This is a genomic window from Slackia faecicanis (assembly GCF_003725295.1).
In the GTDB taxonomy this organism is placed as follows: Bacteria; Actinomycetota; Coriobacteriia; order Coriobacteriales; family Eggerthellaceae; genus Slackia; species Slackia faecicanis.
This window is the reverse complement of the sequence record NZ_QICB01000004.1, coordinates 76,341-103,173: the sequence shown is the minus strand read 5'-3', so window position 1 is coordinate 103,173 and position 26,833 is coordinate 76,341. Positions and strand designations below refer to the sequence as shown.

Annotated in this window: 26 protein-coding genes; 21 read left to right on the top strand and 5 right to left on the bottom strand. The window is 62.2% G+C overall.

The annotated features are described in order from the left end of the window. Positions 1-11: 11 nt before the first annotated feature. The gene (gene asnB / locus DMP07_RS06585; protein ID WP_123198355.1) at positions 12-1,874 is read left to right on the top strand and encodes an asparagine synthase (glutamine-hydrolyzing); all 1,863 of its coding nucleotides are present in this window, start codon (positions 12-14) and stop codon (positions 1,872-1,874) included. A 155-nt stretch (positions 1,875-2,029) separates the two neighbouring features. Here the strand turns inward: asnB and DMP07_RS06580 are convergent, their stop codons facing one another. Both DMP07_RS06580 and DMP07_RS06575 read right to left on the bottom strand, forming a co-directional pair. Beyond that, a complete protein-coding gene (locus DMP07_RS06580; RefSeq protein WP_123198354.1) occupies positions 2,030-2,311 on the bottom strand; it encodes a hypothetical protein in 282 nt (93 codons plus the stop codon). A 58-nt stretch (positions 2,312-2,369) separates the two neighbouring features. Further along, positions 2,370-3,896 carry a Mur ligase family protein gene (locus DMP07_RS06575; protein ID WP_123198353.1) on the bottom strand — a complete coding sequence of 509 codons (1,527 nt, stop codon included), beginning with the start codon at positions 3,894-3,896 and terminating at the stop codon, positions 2,370-2,372. A gap of 290 nt (positions 3,897-4,186) precedes the next feature. Here DMP07_RS06575 and DMP07_RS06570 point away from each other — a divergent pair, with 290 nt between their 5' ends. The 20 genes from DMP07_RS06570 to DMP07_RS06470 all read left to right on the top strand — a co-directional run bounded on the left by DMP07_RS06570 (position 4,187) and on the right by DMP07_RS06470 (position 22,697). Then, positions 4,187-4,678, top strand: coding sequence for a PH domain-containing protein (locus DMP07_RS06570; protein ID WP_123198352.1), 492 nt, complete (start codon positions 4,187-4,189; stop codon positions 4,676-4,678). Between the two features lie 3 nt (positions 4,679-4,681). Further along, entirely contained in the window at positions 4,682-6,931 is a 2,250-nt protein-coding gene (locus tag DMP07_RS06565; protein WP_123198351.1) for a PH domain-containing protein, read from the top strand. Positions 6,932-7,372: 441 nt separating this feature from the next. Continuing rightward, positions 7,373-8,035, top strand: a complete 663-nt coding sequence (gene trhA / locus DMP07_RS06560; protein WP_123198384.1) for a PAQR family membrane homeostasis protein TrhA — start codon at positions 7,373-7,375, stop codon at positions 8,033-8,035. 58 nt (positions 8,036-8,093) lie between these two features. Then, positions 8,094-9,419, top strand: coding sequence for a hemolysin family protein (locus DMP07_RS06555; RefSeq protein WP_123198350.1), 1,326 nt, complete (start codon positions 8,094-8,096; stop codon positions 9,417-9,419). 39 nt (positions 9,420-9,458) lie between these two features. Beyond that, positions 9,459-10,328 (top strand): PspC domain-containing protein, encoded by an 870-nt coding sequence (locus DMP07_RS06550; protein WP_123198349.1) that lies wholly within the window; start codon positions 9,459-9,461, stop codon positions 10,326-10,328. Positions 10,329-10,341: 13 nt separating this feature from the next. Continuing rightward, positions 10,342-10,770 carry a PspC domain-containing protein gene (locus tag DMP07_RS06545; RefSeq protein WP_123198348.1) on the top strand — a complete coding sequence of 143 codons (429 nt, stop codon included), beginning with the start codon at positions 10,342-10,344 and terminating at the stop codon, positions 10,768-10,770. Between the two features lie 342 nt (positions 10,771-11,112). Continuing rightward, complete coding sequence (locus tag DMP07_RS06540; protein ID WP_244594903.1) at positions 11,113-11,760, top strand: hypothetical protein; 648 nt, start codon at positions 11,113-11,115, stop codon at positions 11,758-11,760. A 54-nt stretch (positions 11,761-11,814) separates the two neighbouring features. Next, the gene (locus DMP07_RS06535; protein WP_123198346.1) at positions 11,815-12,474 is read left to right on the top strand and encodes a potassium channel family protein; all 660 of its coding nucleotides are present in this window, start codon (positions 11,815-11,817) and stop codon (positions 12,472-12,474) included. Between the two features lie 21 nt (positions 12,475-12,495). Then, the gene (locus tag DMP07_RS06530; RefSeq protein WP_123198345.1) at positions 12,496-13,176 is read left to right on the top strand and encodes a potassium channel family protein; all 681 of its coding nucleotides are present in this window, start codon (positions 12,496-12,498) and stop codon (positions 13,174-13,176) included. A 286-nt stretch (positions 13,177-13,462) separates the two neighbouring features. After that, positions 13,463-14,806: an adenylosuccinate lyase gene (purB, locus tag DMP07_RS06525; RefSeq protein WP_123198344.1), complete on the top strand. Its 1,344-nt coding sequence runs from the start codon at positions 13,463-13,465 to the stop codon at positions 14,804-14,806. A 213-nt stretch (positions 14,807-15,019) separates the two neighbouring features. Further along, positions 15,020-16,414, top strand: coding sequence for a M18 family aminopeptidase (locus DMP07_RS06520; protein ID WP_123198343.1), 1,395 nt, complete (start codon positions 15,020-15,022; stop codon positions 16,412-16,414). A 373-nt stretch (positions 16,415-16,787) separates the two neighbouring features. Continuing rightward, a complete protein-coding gene (locus DMP07_RS06515) occupies positions 16,788-17,402 on the top strand; it encodes a LysR family transcriptional regulator (RefSeq protein ID WP_161957049.1) in 615 nt (204 codons plus the stop codon). Between the two features lie 53 nt (positions 17,403-17,455). Beyond that, positions 17,456-18,394, top strand: coding sequence for a helix-turn-helix transcriptional regulator (locus tag DMP07_RS06510; protein ID WP_123198341.1), 939 nt, complete (start codon positions 17,456-17,458; stop codon positions 18,392-18,394). Continuing rightward, the gene (locus DMP07_RS06505; RefSeq protein WP_123198340.1) at positions 18,395-19,255 is read left to right on the top strand and encodes a hypothetical protein; all 861 of its coding nucleotides are present in this window, start codon (positions 18,395-18,397) and stop codon (positions 19,253-19,255) included. A gap of 161 nt (positions 19,256-19,416) precedes the next feature. After that, complete coding sequence (locus DMP07_RS06500) at positions 19,417-19,824, top strand: MmcQ/YjbR family DNA-binding protein (RefSeq protein WP_123198339.1); 408 nt, start codon at positions 19,417-19,419, stop codon at positions 19,822-19,824. A gap of 50 nt (positions 19,825-19,874) precedes the next feature. Beyond that, positions 19,875-20,642 carry a GyrI-like domain-containing protein gene (locus DMP07_RS06495; RefSeq protein ID WP_123198338.1) on the top strand — a complete coding sequence of 256 codons (768 nt, stop codon included), beginning with the start codon at positions 19,875-19,877 and terminating at the stop codon, positions 20,640-20,642. 137 nt (positions 20,643-20,779) lie between these two features. Next, positions 20,780-21,358: a YjdF family protein gene (locus tag DMP07_RS09100; RefSeq protein ID WP_425303986.1), complete on the top strand. Its 579-nt coding sequence runs from the start codon at positions 20,780-20,782 to the stop codon at positions 21,356-21,358. Between the two features lie 425 nt (positions 21,359-21,783). Beyond that, positions 21,784-22,098 (top strand): DUF6442 family protein, encoded by a 315-nt coding sequence (locus DMP07_RS06480; protein WP_123198335.1) that lies wholly within the window; start codon positions 21,784-21,786, stop codon positions 22,096-22,098. A gap of 7 nt (positions 22,099-22,105) precedes the next feature. Then, positions 22,106-22,312 carry a helix-turn-helix transcriptional regulator gene (locus DMP07_RS06475; protein ID WP_123198334.1) on the top strand — a complete coding sequence of 69 codons (207 nt, stop codon included), beginning with the start codon at positions 22,106-22,108 and terminating at the stop codon, positions 22,310-22,312. A 124-nt stretch (positions 22,313-22,436) separates the two neighbouring features. Then, positions 22,437-22,697 carry a helix-turn-helix domain-containing protein gene (locus DMP07_RS06470; protein ID WP_123198333.1) on the top strand — a complete coding sequence of 87 codons (261 nt, stop codon included), beginning with the start codon at positions 22,437-22,439 and terminating at the stop codon, positions 22,695-22,697. Positions 22,698-22,809: 112 nt separating this feature from the next. Here the strand turns inward: DMP07_RS06470 and DMP07_RS06465 are convergent, their stop codons facing one another. From DMP07_RS06465 to DMP07_RS06455, 3 genes are all read right to left on the bottom strand, one after another. After that, positions 22,810-23,928, bottom strand: a complete 1,119-nt coding sequence (locus DMP07_RS06465; protein ID WP_123198332.1) for a 5-methyltetrahydropteroyltriglutamate--homocysteine S-methyltransferase — start codon at positions 23,926-23,928, stop codon at positions 22,810-22,812. Between the two features lie 218 nt (positions 23,929-24,146). Further along, positions 24,147-25,079, bottom strand: a complete 933-nt coding sequence (locus tag DMP07_RS06460) for a LysR family transcriptional regulator (RefSeq protein WP_123198331.1) — start codon at positions 25,077-25,079, stop codon at positions 24,147-24,149. 266 nt (positions 25,080-25,345) lie between these two features. Further along, positions 25,346-26,701 carry a hypothetical protein gene (locus tag DMP07_RS06455; RefSeq protein WP_244594901.1) on the bottom strand — a complete coding sequence of 452 codons (1,356 nt, stop codon included), beginning with the start codon at positions 26,699-26,701 and terminating at the stop codon, positions 25,346-25,348. Positions 26,702-26,833 lie beyond the last annotated feature (132 nt).

Here is a 26,833-nt window from a genome sequence, read left to right as displayed (position 1 = left end):
AAAGGTGCCCTATGTGCGGATTCGTCGGATTCACCGGTGATATCGAAAACAGGCAGCAGGTCCTGCAGGCCATGATGGATCGCATCGTGCATCGCGGTCCCGACATGGGCGATGCGTTTCTGGCCGATAACGTGGCCATGGGCTTCCGTCGCCTGTCCATCCTCGACCTGACCGAGGCGGGCTCGCAGCCCATGAGCAACGCCGACGGCAGCGTGGTGATCACGTTCAACGGCGAAATCTACAATTTCCAGGAGCTGCGCCGCGAGCTCGAGGCCAAAGGCTACGAGTTCCATTGCGACGCCGACACCGAGTCGCTCCTTCACGGCTACGAAGAGTGGGGCGAGGGCATCGTCGACCGTCTGCGCGGCATGTACGCCTTCGTGGTCTGGGATAAGAAGAAAAACCGCCTGTTCGGCGCGCGTGACATCTTCGGCATCAAGCCGTTCTACTACTGCACCACGGCCCAGGGCGATTTGCTCTACGGCAGCGAAATCAAGAGTTTCCTCGAGCATCCCGGCTTCGTGAAGGCCGTGAACAAGCAGGCCCTGCGCCCGTATTTGACCATGCAGTTCCCTGCGACGGACGAGACGTTCTTCGAGGGCGTCTTCAAGCTGCCGGCGGCGCATTGCTTCACGTACGACCTGGCCACGCGCACGATGGACGTGCGCCGTTACTGGGATGCCGATTTCTCCGACGACGATTCCAAGACCTTCGACCAGTACGTCGAGGAATGCGACCAGGTGGTCCACGAAAGCGTGGCGGCCCATCGCATCGCCGACGTGAAGGTGGGCTCGTTCCTTTCGGGCGGCGTCGATTCCAGCTACATCGCCGCATGCCTGATGCCCGACAACACGTTCTCGGTGGGCTTCGACTACAAGGACTTCAACGAGACCAATTACGCGGCCGAGCTTTCCGACAAGCTGGGCATCAAGAATTTCCGCAAGATGGTGACGGCCGACGAGTTCTTCGAAATGCTGCCGCAGATCCAGTACCACATGGACGAGCCGCAGTCGAATTTGTCCAGCGTGCCGCTGTGGTTCTTGGCCCAGCTGGCATCCGAGCAGGTCACGGTGGTGCTTTCGGGCGAAGGCGCCGACGAGCTGTTCGCGGGCTACGCCTACTACGAAGACGTGCCCTCGTTGGCCAGGTTCAAGCGCATCGTGCCGCGCTGCATCCGCCGCAGCCTTGGCAAGTTCGTCGAGAACAAGTCGTATTTCAAGGGCCGCAACTTCCTGTTGAAGGCGGCCGAGATACCCGAGAAGTGGTTCACTGGCCAGGCGTTCATCTACCGTCCCGATGAAATCGACGACGTGGTGAAGCCCGATTACGCCAAGGGTCCCGACGCGTTCGAGCTGTGCGCGCCGGTGTATGACCGCGTGCAGAACTTCTGCGACCTATCCAAGCGCCAGTATCTGGATATGAACATGTGGCTGCCAGGCGACATTCTGCTCAAGGCCGACAAAATGTGCATGGCGCATTCGCTCGAGCTGCGCGTTCCCTTCCTCGACAAGAAGGTCATGGAGTTCGCCCAGCACATTCCCGCGCGCTACCGTGTGAATGAAAACGGCAACAAGCAGGTGCTGCGTTATGCGGCGAACCGCGTGTTGCCCGACGAGTGGGCCACGCGCCCCAAGAAGGGCTTCCCGGTGCCGATCAAGTTCTGGCTGCGCGAGCAGAAGTACTACGACTACGTGAAGGAGTACTTCACCGCGCCGTGGGCCGAGGAGTTCTTCGACACGAAGAAGCTCATGGCCATGCTGGATGAGCACTTCGAGGGCCGCGCGCTCAACCATCGCAAGATCTACACCACGCTGACCTTCCTGATCTGGTACAAGCGTTACTTCGTGGACGAGAAGGGCCCCGTGGCGGCATAAGGCGCTCGACGTTGCGCTCGTTGCGACATTCCGGCAAAGCCTGGAAAACGAAAAGACCGAACCGCGCGTTCATGCGGTTCGGTCTTTTTTATTACGTTACGCCTGTTCGGCGGCTTGTTTGAATAGATCCCATCGGAAGGTGGGCGTAGCTGCTCCTATTTGAACCCGCGGACGATGCGCTTTTTAGGCTTGTGCTCGGCGGGTTCGCGGAAGTCGAGCTGCATCTGGTGGTCTGCACGTGCCTCGTCGGCCTTTTTCGCCTCGATGGAATCGATCTGCCAGGCCACGGCTTCGTTGCCGTACGACTGCAGCATGCACATGCGTGCGTCGTGCATGTTTTGCTTTGATCCCGCGCGATGGGTGCTTTCGAATTCGAACACGCCCGAAACCTGCGTGGCTCCGTTGGGCGATTTGTAGTGGGCGATATAGGTGGGCATCGGTCTCCTTCCGGTGGTGCGTGAGCGGGTGGGCGGTGCGGTCGCGGCTGCGGGCCGTTTAGGCGCCCAGGAATTCGCGGGCGAGCGCCAAATCGCTTTTGACCTCGGGGTATTCGTCGCCGCGATGCTGGGTGGTCTCGTCGCCTTTCGCCAGCAGCAGCACGACGGCCGCTTCGCCTTCGGCGGCTTGGAACGCGCGGGCCACGGCCGCCTCGCGGTCGTGGATCTCTTCATGCGCGACGCCTGCGGGGGTGTTGGCCGCAAGCTCGGCGCAGATGTCTTCGACGCGCTCGTGCGCAGGGTCTTCTTCAGTGTAGATGATCAGGTCGGCGTAGCGTCCTGCAACGCGAGGAAGGCATTCGCGGCGCTCGACCGCCTTGCCGCCCGGCGCGCCGAACACGGCGATCACCTTGCGGCCCGGGTATTCTTTCACGACGGACGAGAATAGCGTCTCGAACGAAAGCTCGTTGTGCGCGTAGTCCACGATGCAAACGATGCGTCCGTCGGCGGAGGACACGAGTTCCATGCGGCCGGGCACGCGCACGTGCGCGAGGCCCTCGGCGATCGCGTCGAAGCTTACGCCCGCAAGGCGTGCCATGGCAATGGCCGCCAGGGCGTTGGACACGTTGAAGGCGCCGGCCATGCCGAGCGTCATGGCGTGGCGCTCGCCTTCGGCCTCCACCGTGAACGAGATTCCGCGCTCGGAGGCCATGATGTCGCGCGCCAGGAAATCGGCCTGCGCGCCGCTTGCCTGCGGCGTTTTGCCTTGATGCTCGAGTTCGAACGTGACCAGGTGTTTTGCTGATTTTGCGGCTTCGATCACGCGGTCGGCATGGTCGGAATCGAGGTTCACCACGGCGGTTTCGCATTGCTCGAAAATGCGCAGCTTCGAAGAGAAGTAGTCTTCGAAATCGGCGTGCTCGACGGGCGAAATGTGGTCGCGGCCGATGTTGAGGAAACACGCGGTGCTTAGATGCAGCCCGAGCACGCGGTCATATTTCAGGCCGTGGCTCGATACCTCCATCACCATGATGTCGCGTCCGGCTTCTTCGGTGTTGTGCAGGTGGCGCCACAGCTCGGGCGCTTCGGGCGTGGTGTTGTGGCTTTCGTAGTGCTCGAAGCCGTCGTCGGTTTCGATCGAGCCCAGGATGGACGTCTCGATGTTGGCGGCGGCGAAGATGGAGCGCAGCATATAGGCCGTGGTGGATTTGCCCTTCGTGCCCGTGATGCCGATGATATTCAGACGCTCGTCGGGCCTGCCGTAGGCTTTGGCAGCCACGATCGCCATGGCGCGGCGCACGTCGCTCGCGACGATGCGCGGCGCGGTGCCGCCGGCTTGCGCGACGGCATGGGCGAGCGTTTCGTCGCACAGGTATGCCGCGGCCCCCGCCTCGATCGCCGACGCGAGGAACGCGGGCTTGAACGATACGCCTTTGCAGACGAACAGGCATCCCGGCGCGGCTTCGCGCGAATCGACCGTCATGCCGCTGACCTGCGTGTCCGCGCCTTCGAGGCGCGCGGCGCATCCCGCTGCGTTCAGCAGTTCGACAAGGTGTTTCAGCGAAAGAGAGGGCAGGGTGCTCATGGGAATCCTTTGATTGCTGGTCGTGCTTAAAGGGCCGCCTTCGCGGCCGGTCGGTTGCTATAGCTTAGCCGAAGCGGTCTGGCGGGAGCGTTCGAGGCGAAAGATTCCACGTGTTCGCCCATGTCCGAGCCATTGCCGAAAGCCCGGTCCGCGGCTTGACGATATTCTTACGGCCGTCAGGAGCGCGTACGTTCGGCTGTATACTTATGCATGATTTTCCTTGCGGCGATTGCGCCGCAAGGCGCCTGCTGCGGCGGGCGACCCTGTTCCGATTTCGATGGGAGCGTCTTATGCGGCCTTTGCCTCAAAACCAGCTCGATCCCAAGGTGAAAAGCGTCTGGCGCATCGGCGACGCGCTGTGGATCACCGCCGCGTACCTGATGTGCGCGTTCACGTTCTTCGTCATCGCGCTGGCCGACCCTGCGGGTGGCTGGGCGTGGCTGGTCGTGGCGGTCATGACGGCCGTGTGGGCGATATCGTTGATTGTGGCGGTGGTTGTTCTGCCGCCTGTGCGCTACGTGCGTTGGCGCTATGAAGTGGGCGAAAACGAGCTGGACATAGCCAAAGGCATCGTCTGGCGCACGCGTTCGGTGATTCCGTTCGTGCGCGTGCAGAACACCGACACCAAACAGGGCCCCATTCTGCGCGCATTCGGCCTGGCCGGCGTGACCGTCTCCACGGCGGCGGGCCAGCATGAGATTCCCGGCCTTTCGTTCGAAGAGGCCGACGTGCTGCGCGATCGCATCGCCACGCAGGCCCGCCTTGCTCAGGAAGACGTGTAGGCCATGGGCGATTCTTACAACAACGTGCCTGACCAGGTGCTCGACGAACCCCGCGCTGCTTCGCCCGCTTCCTGCGAGCCTGTGGATACAGCGGCCGGCGCGCAGGCATGCGAGGTTCCTCATCCCGATGCCGGCAGCGCTTCTGCGGGGCGGACGGCCGCGCCGGCCACGGAGGCGGGCGTTCCTTTGCAGAGCTTGGGTGCCGAATGGCAGGCCTACCGCGACGCGCTGGCGGCGTATGCGCGCGCCGGCGCGGCGGCGCTTGCGCCCAACGACCCGCGCAACGCCGTTCCCGCGTCGCTGCGTCCCGGCAGGCATGCCGTGCATCACTCGTATATATGGCTCGGCGGCCTTTCGGCGGTCGGCGCGATCATGCTGGTGATGATCCTTTCGTCGGCCGGATCGATCATGTCTATGGTCGAAGGCGGGATGCCTGTGTTCATTGCGCTGGCCGCATCTGCAGGCATCGGACTGCTGACGGCTCTCGTCGTGGGCGCCGTGGTGTTCGCGGCGCAGTGGCTTGCGTGGAAGAATCTGAGCTACGAGCTGGCCCCTACGGAGTTTTCCCTGTTTTCGGGCATCGTCAATAAAAAGCGCCGACACGTTCCGTATCAGCGCATCCAATCGGTCAATCAGCAGGCGGGCGTTATGCAGCGCGTGCTGGGCATCTGCGACGTGAAAATCGACACGGCGGGCGGCGCTGCCAACGAGGCCGTCACGCTGCGCTATGTGCGCACTTCGGAGGCCGAGGCGCTGCGCTCCGAGCTGTTCCGCCGTAAGAAGGTGCTTCTGGCGGGCGGCGCGCTCGACGAATTCGGTACGGCGTACGTAGGCGGGACCGTGGTTCCTTCGGCGTGGATGATCGCCTGCGCCGGCGGCGATGCGCGCTCGGCCCAGATTGCGTTCGGCGCCGATCCCGCCGCGGCGGATATGTCGCTTGAGCAGGCGTGCTCCTGTGTCGGGACGCCCGCGGAAGGCAATCTTCTGGATGGCGCCGATGAGCTTCTCAACGACATGCGCGGCGTGTTCGGCGGCCAGGAGGTGGCCACGGGCGCCGTTTCCTACGAGGCGGGCCTGAGCAACAAGGAGCTGTTTTTCGCGGGGCTTTCGGGCGCCGCGGGGCACTTCGGCGTGATCATCGCCGGCATCATCGGCCTGGCGGGCACGTTGGCTCAGTTCTTCGAGTCGAATATCGAAGCGTGGGTCGAAGGCGCGATGGCGGGCGTTTCGGCCGACGCATCGCTTCCTGCTCAGGGCGCCGCCGCGCTGGGCGGGCTGTTCGGTTCGTTCGCGTGGCAGGTGGCGCTGTGGGCCGTGGTTTCGGTGCTGGCGCTGTGGGCGTTTTCCGTCATCGGCACCATTGTCCAGTACGGCGGATTCAAGGTGCGCCGCCGCGAGGGCCGCATCGAAGTCGAGCACGGCTTGTTGCAGCGCACGTTCCACGGCATCGATGTGGACCGCGTGCAGACGGTCGTGGTGAAGGAATCGTTCGTGCGCCGCATGTTCGGCTATTGCGAGCTTTCGGTGGGCAAGATCGATTCGGCCGTGCAGGATTCCCAAGACGGCGCGCCCCAGGCGCGCGGCATGGTGATTCATCCCTTCGTGAAAACCTCCCGCGTGCCCGATCTCGTCGGCGGCCTGCTGCCCGAGTTCGCCGACATGCCGGAGCAGACGGTGCGCCCGGCCCCCGTGGCGCTGCGGCGCGCGATCGTGCGCAAAGGCGTCATTCGCAGCACGGTGTTTTGGCTGATGGTCGGCGCGATTCTCGGCAGGATCGGGCTTGAGGCCGGCTTGCGTTCGGGCGCTTTGGCGATCGATGCCGGCATGCTCGCGCTGTGCGAGACGGCGTTCGCCGCGGCGGTCGCGCTGTTCATCATCGCGTTCGCGCTGAACGTGGTCGATGCGGTGTTGTGGCACCGTTCGTCCGTGCTTGGCTACGACAGCTCGTTCATGAGCATCACCAACGGCGGCCTGTCGAAGACCACGGCGGTGTTTCCGCGTAAGAAGATCCAGTTCGGCTATGTGAAAACCAATCCGTTCCAGCGCGGCGCGCACGTGGCCATTGTGAATGCGCGCACGGCCGCAGGCGTCGGCGGCATCACCGAGCAGTTGTGGGACGTGCCCGAAGAAGAGGCCGCCCGTTGGCTGGAGTGGGTGCGCCCGCGCACGGTCGCATCGGCGAACGGGGCCGTACGGGCGAACGGCGCCGCGCCGGCAGACGAGGCTGCGGCGGCGAACGGCGCCGAAGGGTAGGTGTCCGCCGGCCCCGGGGCAGCTGCTGGCTGGTAGGGGGTCGCTCGTCGGCGGCCGTCCGAGCTTGGGCGAAGCATGCGTCCTGTCGCGCGCCGTGCGCGGAGGACGCTTTCGTCAAAACGAGGTCATGCGTGCGTCAGGCGAGGGTCGTATCCGTCCCTTCTTACGCCCGCCGAAATTCCACATCGAGGCCTTGGTTGATGGATTGGTAACGCACGCCGAGCAGATGCTGCGCGTGCGGCCCCCCATGCTAGAATGTCGGCCATGGATACTACGACAAAGAACACCAACACCGCCGACGGCGCGTCCTGCGCTGCCGCCGCGGCGCCGGGCGGGGCTGCGACCTGCTCGCCTTCCGCATCCCACGCGTGGGAAATTTCCAATTTCAAGAAATCCTCCGCCGAGGAAAAGGCGGAAAAACGCGCCTCCAAGCGCTCCGGCATGTCGGCCGGCGCCCCGCGTTCGAAGAAGAACGTGCGCGAGTATACGGTGGGCGAGGAAATCGCCAACTCCATCTCGCACGGCATCGGCGCGCTGCTCGCCATTGCGGCCATTCCCATCTGCGTCGTGACGGCCGTTTCGCACGGCGGCGGCGTGGCTCTGGCGGCGGCTTTGATCTACACCATTTCGATGCTGCTCGAATACGTGGCCTCCACGCTGTATCACGCGTTGGTGCCCATTCCCGCCAAAAAGGTGTTCAAGGTCATCGACCATTCGGCGATCTATCTGTTCATTGCGGGCAGCTACACGCCGTTCTGCCTGATCACGCTGGCCGATTCCAATGGCATGCTGCTGTGTTTGGCCGTGTGGGCGCTTGCTATCGTGGGCGTGGCGCTCGAGGCGTTCTGGGTTTTCCGCCCGCGCTGGATCTCCGCGGTCATCTATCTGCTTCTGGGCTGGTGCGTGGTCGGCTTCTTGCCGCCGCTGATCGCCAGCTTGCCGTTCCCCGGCCTCATGCTGCTGCTGGTGGGCGGCATTTGCTACAGCATCGGCTGCATCTTCTATGTGTTGAAGAAGGTCCCGTACATGCACACCGTGTTCCACGTGTGGGTGCTGGCGGGCAGCGTGCTGCAGTTCCTTTCTATCGTGTTGTACGTGCTGTAGGCGCGTGTGTTCATCCGCCCGGTAGGCGGCGAGCTTGAAAAGGTTGTGACATATCCTCATGGACGTCGGCATAAGTATTCTGGTCACGTTCGTTCTCATCCTGGTGAACGGGTATTTTTCCGCATCGGAGATGGCCCTGGTCAATGCGCGCAGGGTCGTTCTTCAGAAAGAGGCCGAGGAAGGCTCTAAGAAGGCGGCCACCGCTCTTGAGCTGGCCTCCGATTCCGACCGCTTCCTGGCAACGATCCAGGTCGCGATCACTCTGGTGGGCTTTTTCGCATCGGCCGCGGCCGCTACGAACCTTTCCGATCCGCTGGCGCAGTGGATGTCGTCGTTCGGCATCGAGTGGCTGTCGTTCGCGGCGCCCGCTATGGCTCCCGTCATCATCACGCTGATCGTGTCGTATTTCAGCATCGTGATCGGTGAGCTCGTTCCCAAGCGCATCGCGCTGGCTTCAGCCGAATCGGTTTCCAAGACCGTCGCCGGCCCCTTGAAGGTGTTCCAGAAGATCGCGAGCCCCATCGTGCGCTTCACGGCGGCTTCCGCGAATCTGCTCGCCCGCCTGATGGGCGTGAAAAGCGCCGACGAGCGCCAGGAGGTTTCCGAGGAAGAGATCCGCTACATCGTGGCCGACAACGAAGAGCTCGACGACGACGAGAAGCGCATGATCCACGAGGTGCTCGACCTGGGCGACGCCACCGCCGAAGACGCCATGACCCCGCGCGTCGATATGATCGCCACCGAAGACAGCGAAACGGTGCGTCAGGTTCTCGATCGCATGCGCGGCACCGGCTATTCCCGCCTGCCCGTGTATCACGACGATCTTGACAACGTCGTGGGCATCGTGAGGTACAAAGACCTGATCAACCCGCTGCTCGACGACAAAGAAGCCGACACGGTCGACGGGTACATGGCCGAAGCGGGCTTCGTGCCCGAAAGCAAGGCGCTTCTGCCCCTGCTCAACGAGATGCAAACGAATCGTCAACAGATGGCGATCGTTGTCGACGAGTACGGCGGAACTGCCGGTTTAATTACCATCGAAGACATCGTGGAAGAGATCGTCGGCGAAATCGTCGACGAGACCGACTTCGGCGAGAACGAGCACGTCACGCGCCTTTCCGACAACGAATGGCTTGCCGCGGGCTCGATTCCGTGCGACGAGGCCGTCGAACTTGGATGGCCCGTGAAGGAAGACGAAAGCTACGAGACCGTCGTGGGTTGGCTGATGGACAGGTTCGACCGCGTTCCTCAACTGGGCGACGAGTTCGTCGTCGACGGATACGTGTTCAAAGTCCAGCAGATGCGCCGCCGCCGCGTTTCTCAGCTGCGCGTCACGCGCACGCCCGACGCCGTGCAGGAGGAGCAGCCGCTCGAAGAGGAGTAAACCGGCAGCGCCGGACGCGGAAGAGAGAGGAGGCCGGCCGTGCTCGAGACGAATCGCCTTCATCGCTCCGATGATGAAGTCATAGCCGGCGTCTGCGCCGGCGTTGCCGAGTGTTTCGACCTGGACCCCATCGCGGCGCGCATTCTCGCCGTTTTGCTGGCGGTTTGCACGGGCGGCCTGGCCGTCGTGGCGTATGCGGTCATGTGGCTCGTTTTGCCGAAACAGATGGAAGTGCCTGCGCCGATCGCGTGCGCGGCGTACGTTCCTGCGGCCGAGCCCGTTCCGGCGGGCTTTCCTCGCAAGCGGCGCGGCTCTGCGCCCGTGCCGCCCGCGGGTTTCGTGGTGGACGACGGCTGCTGCAAGCCCGCGCCCGTCGCGGCGCCCGTGGGCAGGCCCGAGGAGCCGTGCGAGCGCTGCGGCATGTCGGGCTGGTCGCGCCTGTGCGTGTGGCTGGGCTCGGGCCTTCTGGCCGTCGATGCTGCGCTTTTGTTCGACTACCTGGTCGAAGGCATCGTCTGGTGGCAGCTGTGGCCCGTGCTGTGCCTGGTGTCGGGCCTCGTTTTGATGGTCGTTCCCTCGAAGAAGGGTTCGTTCGCGCGGCGGTTTTCGTGCGGCTTGGTGGTCGTGGCCGCAAGCGTGGTCATGCTGTTCATCTCGATCGGCATCCTGGATTCCGTATCGGTGCTCTACGCCATGGCGAAGCTGTGGCCCATCGCGCTGATCATGGCGGGCCTGGTGGTCATGAACGTGTCGTTCCATGACCAGATGTTCGACTTCGGCCTGGCCCTGTGCGTGATCGTGGCATGCGTTGCCATGTGCACGGTGTTCGCTATTCCTGGGCCGCTGGAGCAGGTCGCCGTGAACCTGCCGTTCGGGCCGAGAATCTACCATATCAATCCGTGGCTGTAGGAAGGGGTGCGTGATGGCCGAATATAGAAACGCCCCGCGCCGCCCCCGTGCTGCGGTGGTGCTCGGCATCATCTTGATCGTGTTCGGGCTGCTCAGCCTTGCTGGCAATATCGTTCCGCGCGGCATTTGGGTGCAGGTGGGCGCTATTATCGGCACGATATGGCGCATCCTGTGGCCGTGCGCGCTGGTGGCGGCGGGGGCCTATCTGCTGTGGGCCTCAAAGCGCGGCAAGCTCGCGGGATTCGTGGCGTCACGCCCGCGCGGGCCCTTCCGTCGAAGCATCGCCGACAAGCGTTTCCTGGGCGTGTGCGGCGGCATCGCGTATTACTTCGGCGTCGATTCGACGGTCGTGCGCGTGATCGCCGTGATCTTGCTGGTCATGTCTCCGCCTACCGTGCTGTTCGCCTATATTTTGGTGGCGTTGCTGGTTCCGCGCGCTTAGCGGGCGGCGTTTTCGCGCCGGCGAATGGCGCTCTAGGCGCCGTTTTTCGTTCGCCGCACAATTTCAATCATGCGTTAAAAAATGCATAACCCCTGGTGAGATACGTGTAATTTTGTGCTTTGCCGCATACGGCCGCCCTCTGTTGTCCTATGGGCGCGCTATCGAGTACAATAGCTGGGTTTCATGATCGCATGCGCAGGATGGCGGCTCGAAGACGGCCGCCGCGCGTCGGCGTATTAGCCGGGCCCTGCGTCGTATAGGGGAGTTTGTTTGGCTCGACAGGCATCACATAGCCCGCTTCGTCTGGCGCCTTTGGCGGCGGGCGCGTGCATTCTCGCCGTTGTGGCGGCGGTTTCCGCGTTCATGCTGCAGCCGGCCGTCGCGTCGCATGATGTCGATGTCGACACCATCGGCATCGGCGATGCCCGCAACACGGCCTCCGATGCCCCCGCTTCCTCTGCCGACCGCATGCGTGCGGCAAGCGCAGACACCGAGTCCGTTTCGTCGTCGGCCAGGCGCTCCATCACTGTGAACGACCCCGACCCGGTCATCGTCATTTCCGCGTACGACGCCACCAACGCATCCACCGTCGCGGCGGCCATGGCGCTCGGCACCACCGATCCGCTTCCTACGGCTCCGCATATTATGCCCGACGAAAGCGATGGCTGGTCTTTGGGCAACGCGTCCGCCTACAGCCACGCCGATAACGACGACGGCAAGGGCAACTTCGGCACCGACGTCACCGCATCGGGCGTGCCGCTGTCCAGCGAAGGCTTGACGGTCGCCGTTCCCGAATCTCAAGCGCATCTTCTGGGTCATGCTGTCGCCCTTCGCTACGGCGAAACCATCATCGTGGCCACGGTCACCGACACCGGCGGCTTCGAGTCGTACGGTCGTGCGCTCGACCTTGCTCCCGGCTGTTGGAAAGCCTTCGGAGTGACCGACGTGCACGACTGGGGCGTTCGCTCGGTATACTACAAATTCCTATAAAGGAAACGGCGAGGATGCGCTTGGGGGCGCATCCTCTTTTTCAGGGGGCGTGCAATGGCGAATGTCATCATCGTGGGCTGCGGCCGCGTCGGCTCTCAGCTGGCGACGCTGCTCTCGCAAAACGACGGCAACGTGTGCGTGGTCGACCGCAATGCGGAAGCGTTTTCCAATCTGAACAGAAACTTCAACGGCACCACGCTGCAGGGCCTCGGTTTCGACGAGGACGTATTGATCCGCGCCGGCGTCGAAGACGCCGATGTCGTGGCCGCGGTAACCCAGTCCGACAATTCTAATCTGATGGTGGTCGAGGTGGCCCGCCGCATTTTCCACGTGCCTCACGTCATCGCGCGTCTGTACAATCCTGCGCGTGAGAGGGCGTACATGCAGCTCGGCTTGGACTACGTGTGCGGCACTTCGCTCGTGGCAGAAGAGGTGTTCTCCAAGATCATGTCGGGCCACGGCAGCCATCTGGACACCTTCGGCGACTTCGAGATCCTGCGCTTCTCGCTCGATCTGTCCAGCACTATGCGCAAGCAGGTGAAGGTGTCCGAGCTCGAGCGCAACCACGGCATCCGCATCGTGGCGTTCGAACGCCGCGACGGCAGTGCCAGCTCCATTCCCACGCGCGACAGCGTGCTGTATCACGGCGACAGCGTTTTGGCGTGCGTGCGCCACGACCTGCTCGCTGCCTTTTCCAAGTACATGCAGATGTAGGCTGCGGAATCGGGAGGATCGATGTATATCGTCATTATGGGCGGCGGTAAGGTGGGCATTTATCTGGCTGACGTTCTTTTGAAGCAACATCACGAGGTGGCCGTGCTGGAGGCCAACCGCGCCCAGGCCGACCGCCTGTCTATGGAGTTACAGGGGCAGTATCTGATCATTAACGGCGACGGCTGCGATTCCGACTTCCAGGAGGATGCGGGCATCCGCAACGCCGACGTGTTCGTAGCCGTTACCGGCCGTGACGACGATAATCTGGTGGCGTGCGAAATCGCCACGCGCGTGTTCAACGTGCCGCGCTGCATCGCCCGCGTGAACAACCCCAAGAACCGCCGCATCTTCCGCGAGGTGGGCATCGAAAGCGTTTCGTCCACCATGCTGATTGCGAACATGATCGAGGAAGAGGCGTTGCTGGGCAGCGTGGGCGTGGTGTCGGCGTTGTCGCGCGGCGACATTTCGCTCATCGAATTCGGCATTCCTGCGCGCATGAAGCATTTCGATCCCGAGCAGGGTGTGCCTGCGTACATGATCGCACTGCCCGAAGGCGCGTTGCTTGCCGCCATTGACCGCCGCGAATATAACGACGCCGAAATAGCGACGCCCGATTCGGTGCTGTATCCGGGCGACAAGGCGGTGGTCGTGGCCGAGCACGATGTGGTCGACGATGTGCGCGCGTTGTTCGCGAATCTGTAAGTTTACAGCGTCGAGTACTGGATGCCTTACACTGTATAGATAAACGTTTTGCCTGGTCGTAGAGCTTTAGGCGAAATGCATTGCAGAGCGTGTCGCGCGAATTTCGCGCCGGCGCGCTTCTTTGTTTTTCGCGAACCCGCCCCGAACTGGGCTTTTGGCGCGTTTTGCGCGGTATAGTGAACCCAGACATGACGCTATGGTCGATTCCGTAGCGCAACGGCATATCGTATCGGCCGCCGCGCCTTCAGGCATGCGCGGCGGCCTTGTTCGGCTGAAAGGAACCGGCATGATTTCTCGCTATACGCGTCCTGCCATGGGGAAGATCTGGGAGTTCGAAAACAAGTTCGCCATCTGGCAGGAAATCGAAGTCCTCGCCTGTGAGGCCCAGGCCGAGCTTGGCCAGTGCGGCATCACCAAGGAGGACGCCGCCTGGATCCGCGAGCACGCGGGCTTTACCGTTGAGCGAATCAATGAGATCGAGGCGGTGACGCATCATGATGTCATTGCATTCCTCACCTGCATGGGCGAGCGCATCGACGCCGAGGTTCCCGAAGGCGAAGAGAAACCTAGCCGCTGGGTGCATTACGGCATGACGTCGTCGGACCTGGGCGACACGGCGCTTTCGTGCCAGATCGTGCAGTCTATCGACATCATCCTCGAAGACGTGAAGGCTCTCGGCGAAACCTGCAAGCGCCGCGCGTTCGAGTTGCAGGACGCTCTGTGCGCCGGCCGCACGCACGGCATCCATGCCGAGCCCATGACCTTCGGCATGAAGTTCGGCAGCTGGGCGTGGGCGCTCAAGCGTACGCAGATTCGCTTGGAGGAGGCCCGTGCCGTGGCCGCCACGGGCGCTATCTCGGGCGCCGTGGGCACGTATTCGAGCATCGACCCGTTCGTCGAGCAGTACGTGTGCGAGAAGATGGGCCTGACCGCCGATCCGCTTTCCACGCAGGTTCTGTTCCGCGACCGTCACGCGCAGGTGCTTTCTGCCCTGGCCGTGGCCGCCAGCGTTCTTGAGACCATCGCGTTGCAGGTTCGTCTCATGCAGGAGACCGACGTCATCGAGGCCGAAGAGCCGTTCCGCGCGGGTCAGAAGGGCAGCTCCGCCATGCCGCACAAGCGCAATCCGATCACAGCCGAGCGCGTTTGCGGCCTGGCGCGCGTGGTGAAGGCGAACGCCCAGGTGGGCTACGACAACGTGGCCCTGTGGTTCGAGCGCGATATTTCGCATTCCGGCGCCGAGCGCGTCGTGCTGGCCGACAGCTTCGCGGCGCTCGATTATATGTTCGGCAAGATGCAGTGGATGCTCGACGGCCTGCAGGTGTATCCCGAAAAAATGGAGTACAACCTCAACCGCACGCGTGGCCTGATCTATTCGTCCAAGGTGCTGCTGGCGCTGGTGGATACGGGCATCACGCGCGAAGAGGCGTACGCGATCGTGCAGCGCAACGCCATGGCCGTGTGGGAGGATATCCAGAACGCCGTGGCCGGCCCGACGTATCGCGAGCGTTTGGAGGCCGACCCCGAGGCGAAGCTTTCGTCCGAGGTGCTCGACCAGATCTTCGATCCGTGGGCGTTTTTGGGCCACAAGGACGTGGTGTTCAAGAAGCTCGAGGCGCTGGAGTTTTAAAGCGCTTGTGTGACCGATGGCAAGCCGCCCCTCTTTTCCCGGTAACGGGAAGTGAGGGCGGCTTTGTATTGCGTGAGGCTGTTCTTTCGTTGGAGCGTCGGACGTGCTGAAGTCTTCGGCCGCCGCGCCGGAGGCATTCATATACCATGGCCCTCGAGAGAGATTTACGATCGCACGAAAAGCGGGGTGTCGGAGATGACCGAAGGAGCAGGAATGACGAACGGGACGCAACAGGCGGCCGAAAGACGATATGGGGCGGGTTGCGATTCCGCCTGCTACGCCGAGGCGGCTCAGGGCCTGATCGAGTTCATCGAAGAAAGCCCGAGCATGTTCCATGCCGCAGCGGCAGCGCGGCGCAGGCTCGACGAGGCAGGTTTCGTCTATCTTCGCGAAGGCGACTCCTGGCAGATGGAGCCCGGTCGCGGCTACTACACGGTGCGCAACAACTCGAGCGTCATTGCGTTTCGCGCGGGCGCCCAGGTGCAGCCCTCGGGCGGCGGGTTCCATTTCAAGCTGACGGCATCGCATTCCGATTCGCCGACGTTCAAGGTGAAGGCCGTGCCCGAGCTGGAAGGCGCGGGCGGATCGCTGCGTCTGAACGTGGAAGCGTACGGCGGCATGATCGACCATACCTGGTTCGATCGACCGCTCACCGTGGCGGGTCGCGTGCTGGTGCGTGATGGCAACCGTATCGAGAGCCGCCTGATTGCGCCTGATCGCGACCTGCTGATCATTCCCAGCGTGGCGGTGCATCTGGATCGCGGCGTGAATGCCGGGTTCGCCCCTAATAGGCAGGTGGATCTGTGTCCGCTGTTTTCGGCCGGCGCCCTCGAGCGCGGCGCGTTCGACGCGCTGGTTGCCGAAGAAGCGGGCGCGGCGCCCGAGCAGGTGCTTGCGCGCGATCTGTTCTTGGTGAGCCGTCAGAAGCCTTGCGTGTGGGGGGCGGCGGGCGAGTTCCTCTCGGCGCCGAAACTCGACGACCTGGCGTGCGCGTACGTGTCGCTCGAGGCGTTCTTGCGTGCCAACAGCGATGAGGAAGCGGTTTCGGCCTGGTGCTGCTTCGACAACGAAGAGGTGGGCTCGAACACCAAGCAGGGCGCCATGTCGACGTTTTTGCCCGACGTGCTCACGCGCGCGTGCGCGGCGCTGGGCGGCACCGACGAGGATTACCGTCGCGCGCTGGCGAAGTCGATGCTCGTGAGCTGCGACAACGCCCACGCGGTGCATCCGAACCACCCCGAGAAATACGACGAGGCCAACAGGGCCGTGCTCAACGGCGGCATCGTGGTGAAAGAGGCGGCCAATCAGCATTACTGCACCGACGCGTTCAGCCGTGCGGCGTTCGCGGCCGTGTGTGCCGATGCGGGCGTGCCGCTGCAGACGTTCGCAAACCGCAGCGACGCGGCGGGCGGCTCCACGTTGGGAAATCTGTCGAATATCCAGGCGAGCATGCATGCTATCGATGTGGGCTTGCCGCAGTTGGCGATGCATGCGTCGTTCGAGACCATGGGCATGCGCGACGTGCTGAACGGCATCCGCGCGCTGCAGGCGTTCTATGCGACCGACCTGTGCATCGACGGAGCGGACGCGCTGACGATCGGCCGATAGCGGCCGCCTTTGCTCTCGCTGCCGAACTCTTGCAGCGTGGTCGTGCCGCCCGGGGTTTCGGCGGGTTTTCCCCAAGCGCCGCGACGCGTTTGAAAAGTTTTCCCCATTTCCACTTTGCAACTGAATAGCGATCGATGCATGAATCGGGCCTTCGCTCTGTGCGAGGGCCCATTTTTTATGCATTTATCCGGCCGTTTTACATTTCCTGGGCATTTATGTCGATTACCCACCGGACAAAAGTATCTTTTTTAGTGTTAACTAAAACAAAACACTCAAGCTAAGTTATCCCCTGATTATTAAGAAAAAGGGGAAAAGGTTATTAACAATTAGTTAATACACTGTGGAAAACTGCGGGGAAAGAAAGGAGGGCGGGGTGTACGACCGAAGGCTCGATTCCGTCGTCGCGGCGGCGGATTGCGGCAGCTTCTCGAAGGCCGCCAAGCAGCTCGGCGTATCGACCCCCGCCCTTGCCAAGCGCATCGAAACGTTCGAAGGCGAATACGGCATCGAGCTGTTCAGCCGCACGCGTCGCGGCGTGTTTCTCACGCCCGCCGGCGCATCGGTCGTCGAAGACGCGCGCGCGATCATGCGCATGTCCGAAGACGTGTTGCGCCGTGCCCGCGAACAGGAGGCGTTCGGCGGCACGACGGTGCGTTTGGGGATTTCGGCGGCGTGCCCCGCGCATGCGGCGCTCGCCGCGTGGCCCCGCATTCACGAGGCCGACCCTTCGTTGCATCTGGAATTGGTGCCGATCGGCGATATCTACGACGACGAACTCGGCGTGGTTGCGAATTTGGGCGGCAGCGTCGACATCATCGAGGTGTCGGACGTGTCGGCCGCCGCGTGCGAGAAGCTGTGGGGCGGCGTCTGCCGTATCGAGACCATCGTTGCCGAAGGCGTCTCGTCAGTGACGCTTCTTCCGCGGCGCCCGTCTTCGGCCGCGGCGCGCTTCGTCGCGCTTCTGGAGAATGTTTCGCCGCAGGAATAGACGCCGTACGATGCCGTCGATGCTTCGAACGCAGAGGGAAATGGGGCGAGGCCGTGAAACAACAGCGTCTCTTCGAAATCGTCTACGCGGTGATGTCGCGGGAAACATGCACGGTGGGCGATCTTGCCCGCATGCTCGAGGTATCGCCGCGTACGGTGCGTCGAGATATCGAGGCGCTCTCGGCTGCGGGCGTTCCTATCTATACGGTGCAAGGAAAAGGCGGCGGCGTGCGTTTGTTGCCAGGGTACGCAATCGAGTCGTCGTTCGTGAGTGATGCGGAAAAAGACGATGTGCTCGCAGCGCTTTCCCTCATCTCGAGCATAGACGTGCCCGTTGCCGCCGATGGCGGCCTTGCAAGGCGGCTCGCCGGACTCTTTCGTCGGGAGCCGAGCGATTGGATCGAAGTCGATTTCTCTTTTTGGGGTGCTCCGCCAACGTGTCGTCGCGCTTTCGACGTTGCGCGCGAGGCCATTGTGCACCGCCATGTCTTGCGGTTTTCGTATCGCGATGGCACCGATCGCCTGACCGTGCGCGAGGTCGAACCTGCGAAGCTTTTGTTCAAAGAGCGGTCGTGGTATCTGCGCGCATGGTGCAGGGCGCGCCGTGATTGGCGTACGTTCAAGCTGTTGCGCATGGATTGGGAGTCGATCGAGCTTTTGCCCGCCGTGTTCGAGCCGCGCGAAGCCCCGGCCATCACGCGTTTTATCGGGCCTGATGGGCGGGCTGCCCAAGGTGGCCAGCCCGCCGGCGCGCCCCGTCTTTCTATGATATTCGCTCCCGAGGCGGCCAGTCGTGTTCGAGAGGAATTCGCCCCCGACGTTATCGACGTTGCGCCTGACGGGTTTTTATCGGTGACGGTATTTTGCCAGCCGAGCGACCGAATGCTTCATCACTTGTTTTCTTATGGCGCACAATTAGAGATACTCGAGCCGGTTTGGGTGCATGATTGGATGAATGGCCAAGCGCGAGCCATGCTGGAAAGGGGCCGGTAGATGGCGAAGTCGAGCGTTTCGCGTAAAACACGTATTGCGGCAGGGATAGTGGCGGCATGCGCCGCTGCATGTATTCTTTATTCCCGTGCAGCCTCGCGCGTCGGCGCGGCAGGATTGATTACGTACGCTGCGGGTGCTGCGTCGATGATTCTGGCGGCTTTGCTCCTCGGCGGCATCTGCGCTGTTTTGACGGGAACGGTCTTGCGCGGTGCGTGGGACAAGGGCCGTAATCAACGACTGGAATTTTCTTACAAAGAGGCCCTTAGGGCCGAACGTCCCGTGTTGTTGTGCGCGGCTTCGGAAGTGGCGGGCGTCGTCGGAGTGTGGGCGCTTGGAATTGCGGTTTCCGGATTTCTTCCCTACGGCACCGCTCGCATGGTGCTTGTTGCGGGGGTTGCGATAGCGACGATTGCTTGGGTTGTAATCGTGTGGCGTGTGTTTCGTGCGCGTTTTGGCAATCGTTGCAACGTCGTGTTGTTGCGGGGACGCGTGATAAGCGACGTGATTATCGTGACTATCGCAGTGCTGGCCTGTGCTGCGCTTGCACTCGGGGTCGTCCGTTTTTCGCGTTTGGCGATCGACATGGCGGCGGGTCCGCAGAATATCGAGGCCTCGATTGTCGAGATAGACACGGTTAAACGCGCCGGCGATGCCCGAAAAGGAGGCTTTTCGGGCGAAGTGACGGAGGTCGACTTCGCGGAGGTCCAAGGTGGCGTTGAGGGGTCGACATTGCATCGCATAGAGCTGGCGTCGATCGATGGCGACGAAATCGAGTTTTTCGCGACATCAGCCGTGGGAGATAGAATTCGCATCGTGTTTTATCCACGCACTGAAACGCTCGTGTCGGCAACGTTTCTTTAGGGGCTGCGCCTACGGCCCCGCGCCTGCGTTGGCTGTTGCTTGGTCGTGCAGGCTTGCCTGGTCGTTTTTTTTGGCGTAGGACTCTCTTTACTTCGAAACAGGCCATGCGTTGTCCAGTTTTCTTCTGTAGGATGGGCGCGTCATGTTGTCAGGAGGATTCGATGAAGACTGAGGAAATCGATGCGTATTTGCGCGCCAAGCCTGGCGCCGAAAAAGATTTCAAAGCCGAATGGGAGTGGTGGCGCTACCTGGTAGGCGGCAAGATGTTCGCTGCCGAATTCACGGTGGGCCCCGAGCATAAGGAGCCGTATAGAGGGCGTCATCTTTTGACTCTGAAATGCGATCCTGCATGGGCTGAAGCCCTGCGTTTGGATCTCCCTCATGCCGTTTATCCAGGGTTTTACATGGATAAACGCAATTGGATATCGATCGACCTCGATGCAGATGTGGCTGGCAGTTTGCTCGTGGAGTTGTGCGACCACTCGTATGGCCTGGTGTTTTCCAAGCTTACCAAGAAGCTGCAGCGCGAAATCGCCTCGACATCCGACGAAGGGCTTTCCGCTATTTAGGCCGTGTCGATACGGCTTGTTTCCACGGGTGCAGCGCAGGGAGGTTCGCAATGCCGCTCGATTTCAAGAAGGAATACAAGGATCTTTACATGCCCAAGGCCAAGCCTGTTTTCATCGAAGTTCCGCCGATGACGTTTTTCGCCGTGGCGGGCACGGGAGATCCGAACGAGCCCGATGGCGCCTACGCGAGGGCGCTCGAACTGCTTTACGGGCTTTCGTATACGGTGAAAATGTCGAAGATGGGCGCGTGGCAGCCCGAGGGGTATTTCGATTACGTGGTGCCGCCGCTTGAAGGCCTGTGGTGGGCAGGCGCAGGCGCGTTCGATGGTGCTTCGATCGTCGACAAGGGTGCGCTTTCGTGGGTTTCGCTCATTTGCCAGCCTGATTTCGTGACGCCCGAGGTGTTCGCATGGGCGTGCGCTGAATTGGCAAAGAAGAAGCCTGCGTTGGCGGAGGCGTGCGAGAGAGCATCGGAGGGATATGCGGAAGGGGTTCCGTATCTGGTGCATTTCGCTGAAGGGCCGTGCGTTCAGGTTATGCACCGCGGCTCGTATGACGACGAGCCTGCTTCCGTTGAGAAGCTGTCGGCCTATATGCACAGCGAGGGATTGCCTTGCGACATTGCCGAGGGCGGCGAATCGCCCGTAGGGCATAGGGCACAAGGAGGATTCGACGGCTCTGCGGTGCTTGCCGCGCTTGATTCGAACGGCGCCGTGCCGAATGTGAGGCTGCACCACGAGATTTATCTCGCCGACCCGCGCCGCACGAAGCCTGAAAACCTCAAGACGGTCATTCGCCACCCTGTGCGCCGTGCATAGGGCGCACGGTCCTCGCGGCGTTGTGCTGTGAGCTTCTCTTCTCGGATGTTCGAAGCGCCGCGATAATTATCTGGCGAGCAATTCGCGTATCGGCCACGGGCTGATTGCGGTAAAGCGCTATATTGGTTTTATCGGAGATGAAAACACGGCCTCGTCGGGTAGTCGGGGCGCGAAAGGCCGCCGTTCGTGCATTCGCGGCTTTCGTCAGTAACCTGCCTCCTTGGTTGTCCCTTCTCCGCATGGTTTCACATAAAAGGAGGATTGCCATGCGGAAAATCAGCGTGTCGTGCACCCTGGCCGTTTTTCATGACGGTCGATTTTGGGAGGGCGTCGTTCAACGTATCGACAACGGGAGGCTTTTCGTTTCTCGCATCGTGTTTGGGGCGGAGCCGTCCAGCGAAGAAATAGAGCAACTCATTCTGAGCCATGCTTGGGATTGTCTGCGCTTTTCTGGAGAGCGCAAGGCCGCGGCGTGTGTCCGCGAGGATGCAGCTGGCGTTGTTCTGCCCGGCCGGCCGGCGCAGCGCCAACGGCTCCCTCGCTTGCGCGAGGGAGGGTCGCCGCGGTGGGCTGGTTCCGCGCGTGATGCTGGTGCAGACGGCTTCTCCGAAAGCGCCGCCGACGTGCCTCCTATGGCGAAGAACCCGAAGCGTCGTCAGCGAGAAGTGCGCAAGCAGACGAGGCGCAACGTTTCCTTGGGGGCCAAAGCCCAGTAGGTGCTCGCCGAAGCGCGCGAAGCGGCCAAGGGCGATCGCCGCCGCGTTCGGGCCGTTCGCAAGAGGGCCGACTCCGACGCTCGCTTCGCCCTTCGTCAGGAGAAGCGAAAGCACAAGCATAAAGGTCATTGATGGCTGCGCTGCGCCGCCGAACCCCTCCATCACATCGCATGCTTCGATGGAACGGAGCGAGCTCTCGTTCGTATATGGCATCGTCGGCTATAGGGGCGGTTGCATATATAAAGGCAAAATGTCGAGTCAACCTGACATTTTGCCTTTAAAAGAGTGAGTTGTCGGACTGATCCGACGTTTTGCCACGGCGCCTTCCATCGCGCCCTCTTTCGTTGTAAACGGCTGTTTGACAAGTTTTATTGGCATTCTTATACTGGCGATGACAATAAAACTTGGCATAATTGGAGGCAGCTATGGACAGGGAAGAAGTTCTCGCTAAAAGCCGTCTTGAGAATCGGTGCTGGGATGAGCGCGAACGCATGATGGCCGACGAGGCGGGAACCTGGGGAATAATCGCTGTAGCGGCGGCGGTCGCCTCTATCTTCCTCATCCGCATGCTTTTCAAGGGTGGGAATCCGTACGATTTGCTGGCCATCCTGTTTGTATATCTTGCTGCCGCGGGCGCTTATAAATGGAGAAAGACCAGGTCGGGGTGGACTCTCCTGATAGCTATATTGTACGGCGCCGTCGCGCTTGGATGCTTGTGCGCCTATGTGGTTGCGGGTTGATGAGACTATGAAGGAATCGTTGATTCTTAAAAACTCCCTGCGAGAGGCGCGCAACCAGCGCGGTCTTTCGCAGGCGCAGCTCGCTGAGTTGACGGGGGTGTCTCGAAACACGATTAGCTCCATCGAAACGGGGCAATTCAGCCCTACGGCGAAACTCGCGCTCATTCTCTGCATCGCGCTCGACAAAAAATTCGAAGAACTGTTCTACTTCTAATTAACCAGCGGTTAATTTTCCTTGCCCGCATCGCGACGGATCCTCAATTGCGGGCCGTTCGCTCATCCAGTTAAATAACGTCAAGGCGCGCCGACCGGATATGCTTTCGACCGAAGGGGCAATCATGAAAATCAACGAAGTCATTCGCGCAAAGCGTCTCGAGCTTGGCATGACGCAGGAGCAGGTGGCAACGCGCCTGGGCGTTTCGACGCCCGCAGTGAACAAATGGGAGCGCGGGGCAAGTTATCCCGACATAACGTTGGTTCCTGCGCTTGCGCGCCTGCTGAAGACCGACGCGAACACGTTGCTGTCGTTTCAAGAAGACATCACTCAAGAGCAGAACATCGCCATCCAGCGCACGGTCGATCGCCTTGTGCGCGAATGAGAAATATGCCTTCTTGAGGGAAGACGCCGCCCTTACGCGCCTCGTCGCCCGAGTGGAAGCGTGGGGCGCCGATCGCGTCTGAGGGACTGTACGCGATCGGCGCATGGCTCGCCTAGCAGCCCCAGACTTCCTCGGCGATGCTTTTGACCAGCGCGACTTTCGCCCACTGCTCGTCTTCGGTGAGTTTGTTGCCGATCTCGCAGCTCGCGAAACCGCACTGCGGCGACAGGCACAGGTTTTCAAGCGGCACGATTTGCGCGGCTTCGTGGATGCGGGCGATCACGGCATCGCGGTCTTCCAGTTCGGGGCGCTTCGTGGTAATCAGGCCCAAGACGACCTTCTTGCCTTCGGGAACGTATTTCAGCGGCTCGAAGCTGCCGGAGCGTTCGTCATCGAACTCCAGGTAGAACGCATCTGTATGTTCGCGCGAGAACAGGAACGGTGCGATGGCATCGTACGGGCCGCTGCTGGCGTAGGTGGAGTGGTAATTGCCGCGGCATACGTGCGTATTGATCACCATGCCTTCGGGCTTGCCTTCCAGCACAAGGTTGTTCAAGCGCAGGTACTTTTCTGCCTCGGTGATTTCGGAGAAATCGTCGCCGCGGCGGTCTTTCCAGTAGCGGTCGTCGACCAGGATGCCCCAGGTGCAGTCGTCGAACTGCAGGTTGCGGCAGCCGGCTTCGTAGATTTCTTCGATGAAGGTGCGATACGCCGCGGCGATGTCCGCGAAAAGCTCTTCCTCGTCGGGGTAGATGGCGTGCACGCGTTCGATGGCGGCTTCGTTGCGGTACAGCTCGAGCAGAAGCTGAGCGGGCGCGGGAACGGTTTGCTTGGCGGTGTGGTTCTCGTCTTCGAACTGCTGAACGAACTTGAAATGCTCGATGAACGGATGGCCGCTGCCGGTGATCTTGCCCGTCAGGATGGCCGAACCCTTCGTGGTTTCTTCGCCGACGAACTGGTAGCCGCGCTCGAGCTCGACGTGGTCGATGCCGCCGAATCCCCACATGAAGTCGAGGTGCCAGTAGCCGCGTCGGAACTCGCCGTCGGTGATAAAGCGCAGGCCGGCGGCCTTCTCCCTTTCGATCAATTCCGTGATGCATTCGTTTTCGATCGCGGTCAGCGCGGCGTCGTCGATGGCGCCGGCGGCGTGCTGGGCGCGCGCCTCCTTGAGGCGCTCGGGGCGCAGGAAGCTGCCGACGACGTCGTAACGGTTGGGTGCAAGCTGGGTCATGGTGAATCCTCTCGTCGGATGTGCGGTGGAATGTTCGATGCCGAGGAGTATGACGCTTGCGTTCGCGATTGAGAAATACAAGAAAATATGGCTTATCCATAGGTATTTCCTATGGAAAATGGTAGCAAAGGGGCAGGTGTTGCGACCGAGCCGCAGGTGGCGCAAGGATTCGAAGGGGGAGCGAAAGGTCTAAGCCCGAATCGCCCGCATCGCCGTCCTTATTCGGCGGCGGTGCCAGGGTCGGTCGCAGCGCCTGGAACATGGCTGCGAATCGCCTCGAGGTACGCCTTGCCGTAGCGCGAAAGCGTGGTTCCCTTGCGTGTGACCACGCCGATTTCCATATGCTCGTCGGCATCGAGCGGTAGCGCGATGATGTTTTCGCCATTGAGCTCGTGGCTGATCACGCCCGAGCACACCGTATAGCCGTTCAGGCCGATGAGCAGGTTGAATAGCGTGGCACGGTCGCGCACGCGGATGTTCTTGCGACGGTCGAGGGTGGATGCAGGCTCTTCCGAGAAATAGAACGAATTGAAATTGCCCTGTTCGTAGGACAGGTACGGGTAGTCGTCCAGGTCGTCGAAGGTGACAGACGCACGACCCGCTAGCGGATGAGACGAGCAGATGAACACATGCGGCGCCGCGGTGAACAGCGGTTTGAACTCGAGGTTTTCGGCGCGCAGCATCTTGCCGATCACTTCGCGGTTGCGGTCGCTCAAATAGATCACGCCCAGCTCGCTTTTCATGCGGGCCACGTCTTCGATGATCTCGTGCGTCTGCTCCTCGCGGATCGTGAAATCGTAATGCGACGCGTCGAAGGCGCGGATCACGTCGACGAACGCGTTCACCGCGAACGAATAATGCTGGCATGAGACGGCGAAGCGCGGCGAGGGCTTGACGTTGTTTTTGTAGTGTTCCTCCAGAAGGTCGGCCTGTTCGAGCACTTGGCGCGCGTAGCCCAGGAATGTCTGGCCTTCGTCGGTGGCGATTACGCCCTTGCTGGTGCGTTCGAATATGGTGATGCCCATCTCGCGTTCGAGGTCGCGGACCGACGCGGTGATGCTGGGCTGCGACACGAACAGCCGCCGTGCGGCTTCGGTGATGCTGCCGCATTCCGCCACGGCCGTGAGGTATTTGAGCTGTTGAAGTTTCACGGCGAATCTCCTTCGTTCGCGGGGCGGCCGTTCGCGGTCGAGCGGCCTTCGGGAGCGCATGCCGTTCGCCGTTTGCCGGACGTGGAAGGCTTTGTTGCAAAAGGCCGTTCGTCGTTCGCCCGGCGCCCAGGCGCGCTCTGGGCGAACCTTGCGCCATTCTGCCCTCCGGCGAATGGCGGGGCTTGTCGGGGTGCGGGTGTTGCGTCTGTCCATCGCCCGGCGTTTCCGCCCTTACCAGGCCGTGCTCGCGTGTGGCCGCGCCTTTTCTACGCCTTCCAGACGCGCAGGAGCGTATGCGCCTCGGTTTCGCCCGCGGCGGGCATGGCCACGTAGGTGACCAGGGTATTCACGGTGCCGCTGCTGGCAAGGTAGTCGCCGTAGTTGTCGCAGCCGTTCGGGCAGGGCAGCGAGAAGTACGTGCCCGCCGCCAAATCGACGCCGCTGACCGTGCGGGTCGATTTCACGATGAAATACGGCCCCGCCCATGCGGGCGCCGCAGTGGGGTTGCGGTCGAAGCAGAACCACTGCGCGCCGCTCGCCCAGCCTTTATCGACGGGCGTGTAGGTGCCGATGCTCGAAAGGCCCTTCTGCTGGGAATAGCCCGCGTCGAACGAGAACGTGAAACGCCCATTGACGTAGCCCGCCTCGAGCGGCTTCATGCCGGCGGGAAGCGTCATCGAATCTTTCGTTTGGCCGCTTGCGGCGTCGATCAGCGTGAGGCGGTAGTACACGCCCGTAGCGTCGACGCGCGGCGTGATGACCACGCCGTCGCCCGTGGAATAGATCGGCGTGCCCATGCGCCCGTTGGAGCGCCAGTCTTCGCGCACGTCGGACGAGCCGAACGCGGCCGACTTGAGCAGCGATGCTTCGTTCGCCGCAGCGCCCGATTTGTCGGGAATCACCTGCCAGAAGGCTCGTCCGCCCGCGGCGGCGATGAAGGGCACGTCGTAATCGGCCGTGCCCGATTCGGCCAGCACCGGCGCGCCGAGCGATGCGCCGGAATGCGTTGCCTGGTAGATGCGCCATTCGCCGGTGAGGCAGTTCGCTTCCACCCAGACCATGCCGCGTTCGTCGCAGCGCACGTCGTAGATGTCGAACCCGCGCTCCCCGCTTGCAGGCTGGGGAAGAACCGTGTTCACGGAGCCGTCGGCCAGCGTGATGATGCCTGCCTGTGTGAGCGGCGTGGAGCCTTCGGTGGGTAGCAGGCACGCGGCATAGGAATCGCAGTTCGCCCAGACCAGCGTGCCGTAGGGAAGCTTGTATTCGCCTGCGGCGGCAAGCGGTGCATCGCCTTCGACGGCGGAATACGTATCGCTGCTCAGCAGCGTCACGGCATCGGCGGGAACTTCGAGGGTTTCCACGGCGTTAGCGGCCTCTTTGGATTTCGTGATCGCCTGCGCGCCCGCGCCTACGGCGAGAAGCGCGCCGAGGCCGGCCGCTCCGATGAGCAGCTGGCGACGCGTCAGCGTGCGCTCGCCTTCGGGAAGGGGAATGCGCACCTGGCTGTCGAGCGGGCTTGCCACGCGGCGCGCTTTGGGCTTATAGGCCGCGGCGGCGCGTGCGGTGGCGGCGTGGCTTGCGCGAAACGCCGCGCTCGAAGCGCCTTTGGCCAAGGCCGGCATCTCGGCGCGTCCGTGCGCGCGCGGCGCGCGCGCGTTATGGGCGCTTCGGTTGCTTTTCGTGGCGCGGCTTGCGGAAACGCCGACAGAGGCCCGCGTGCTGCGTCGGGCCTGCGGCGACCTGCTCGGCTGCGC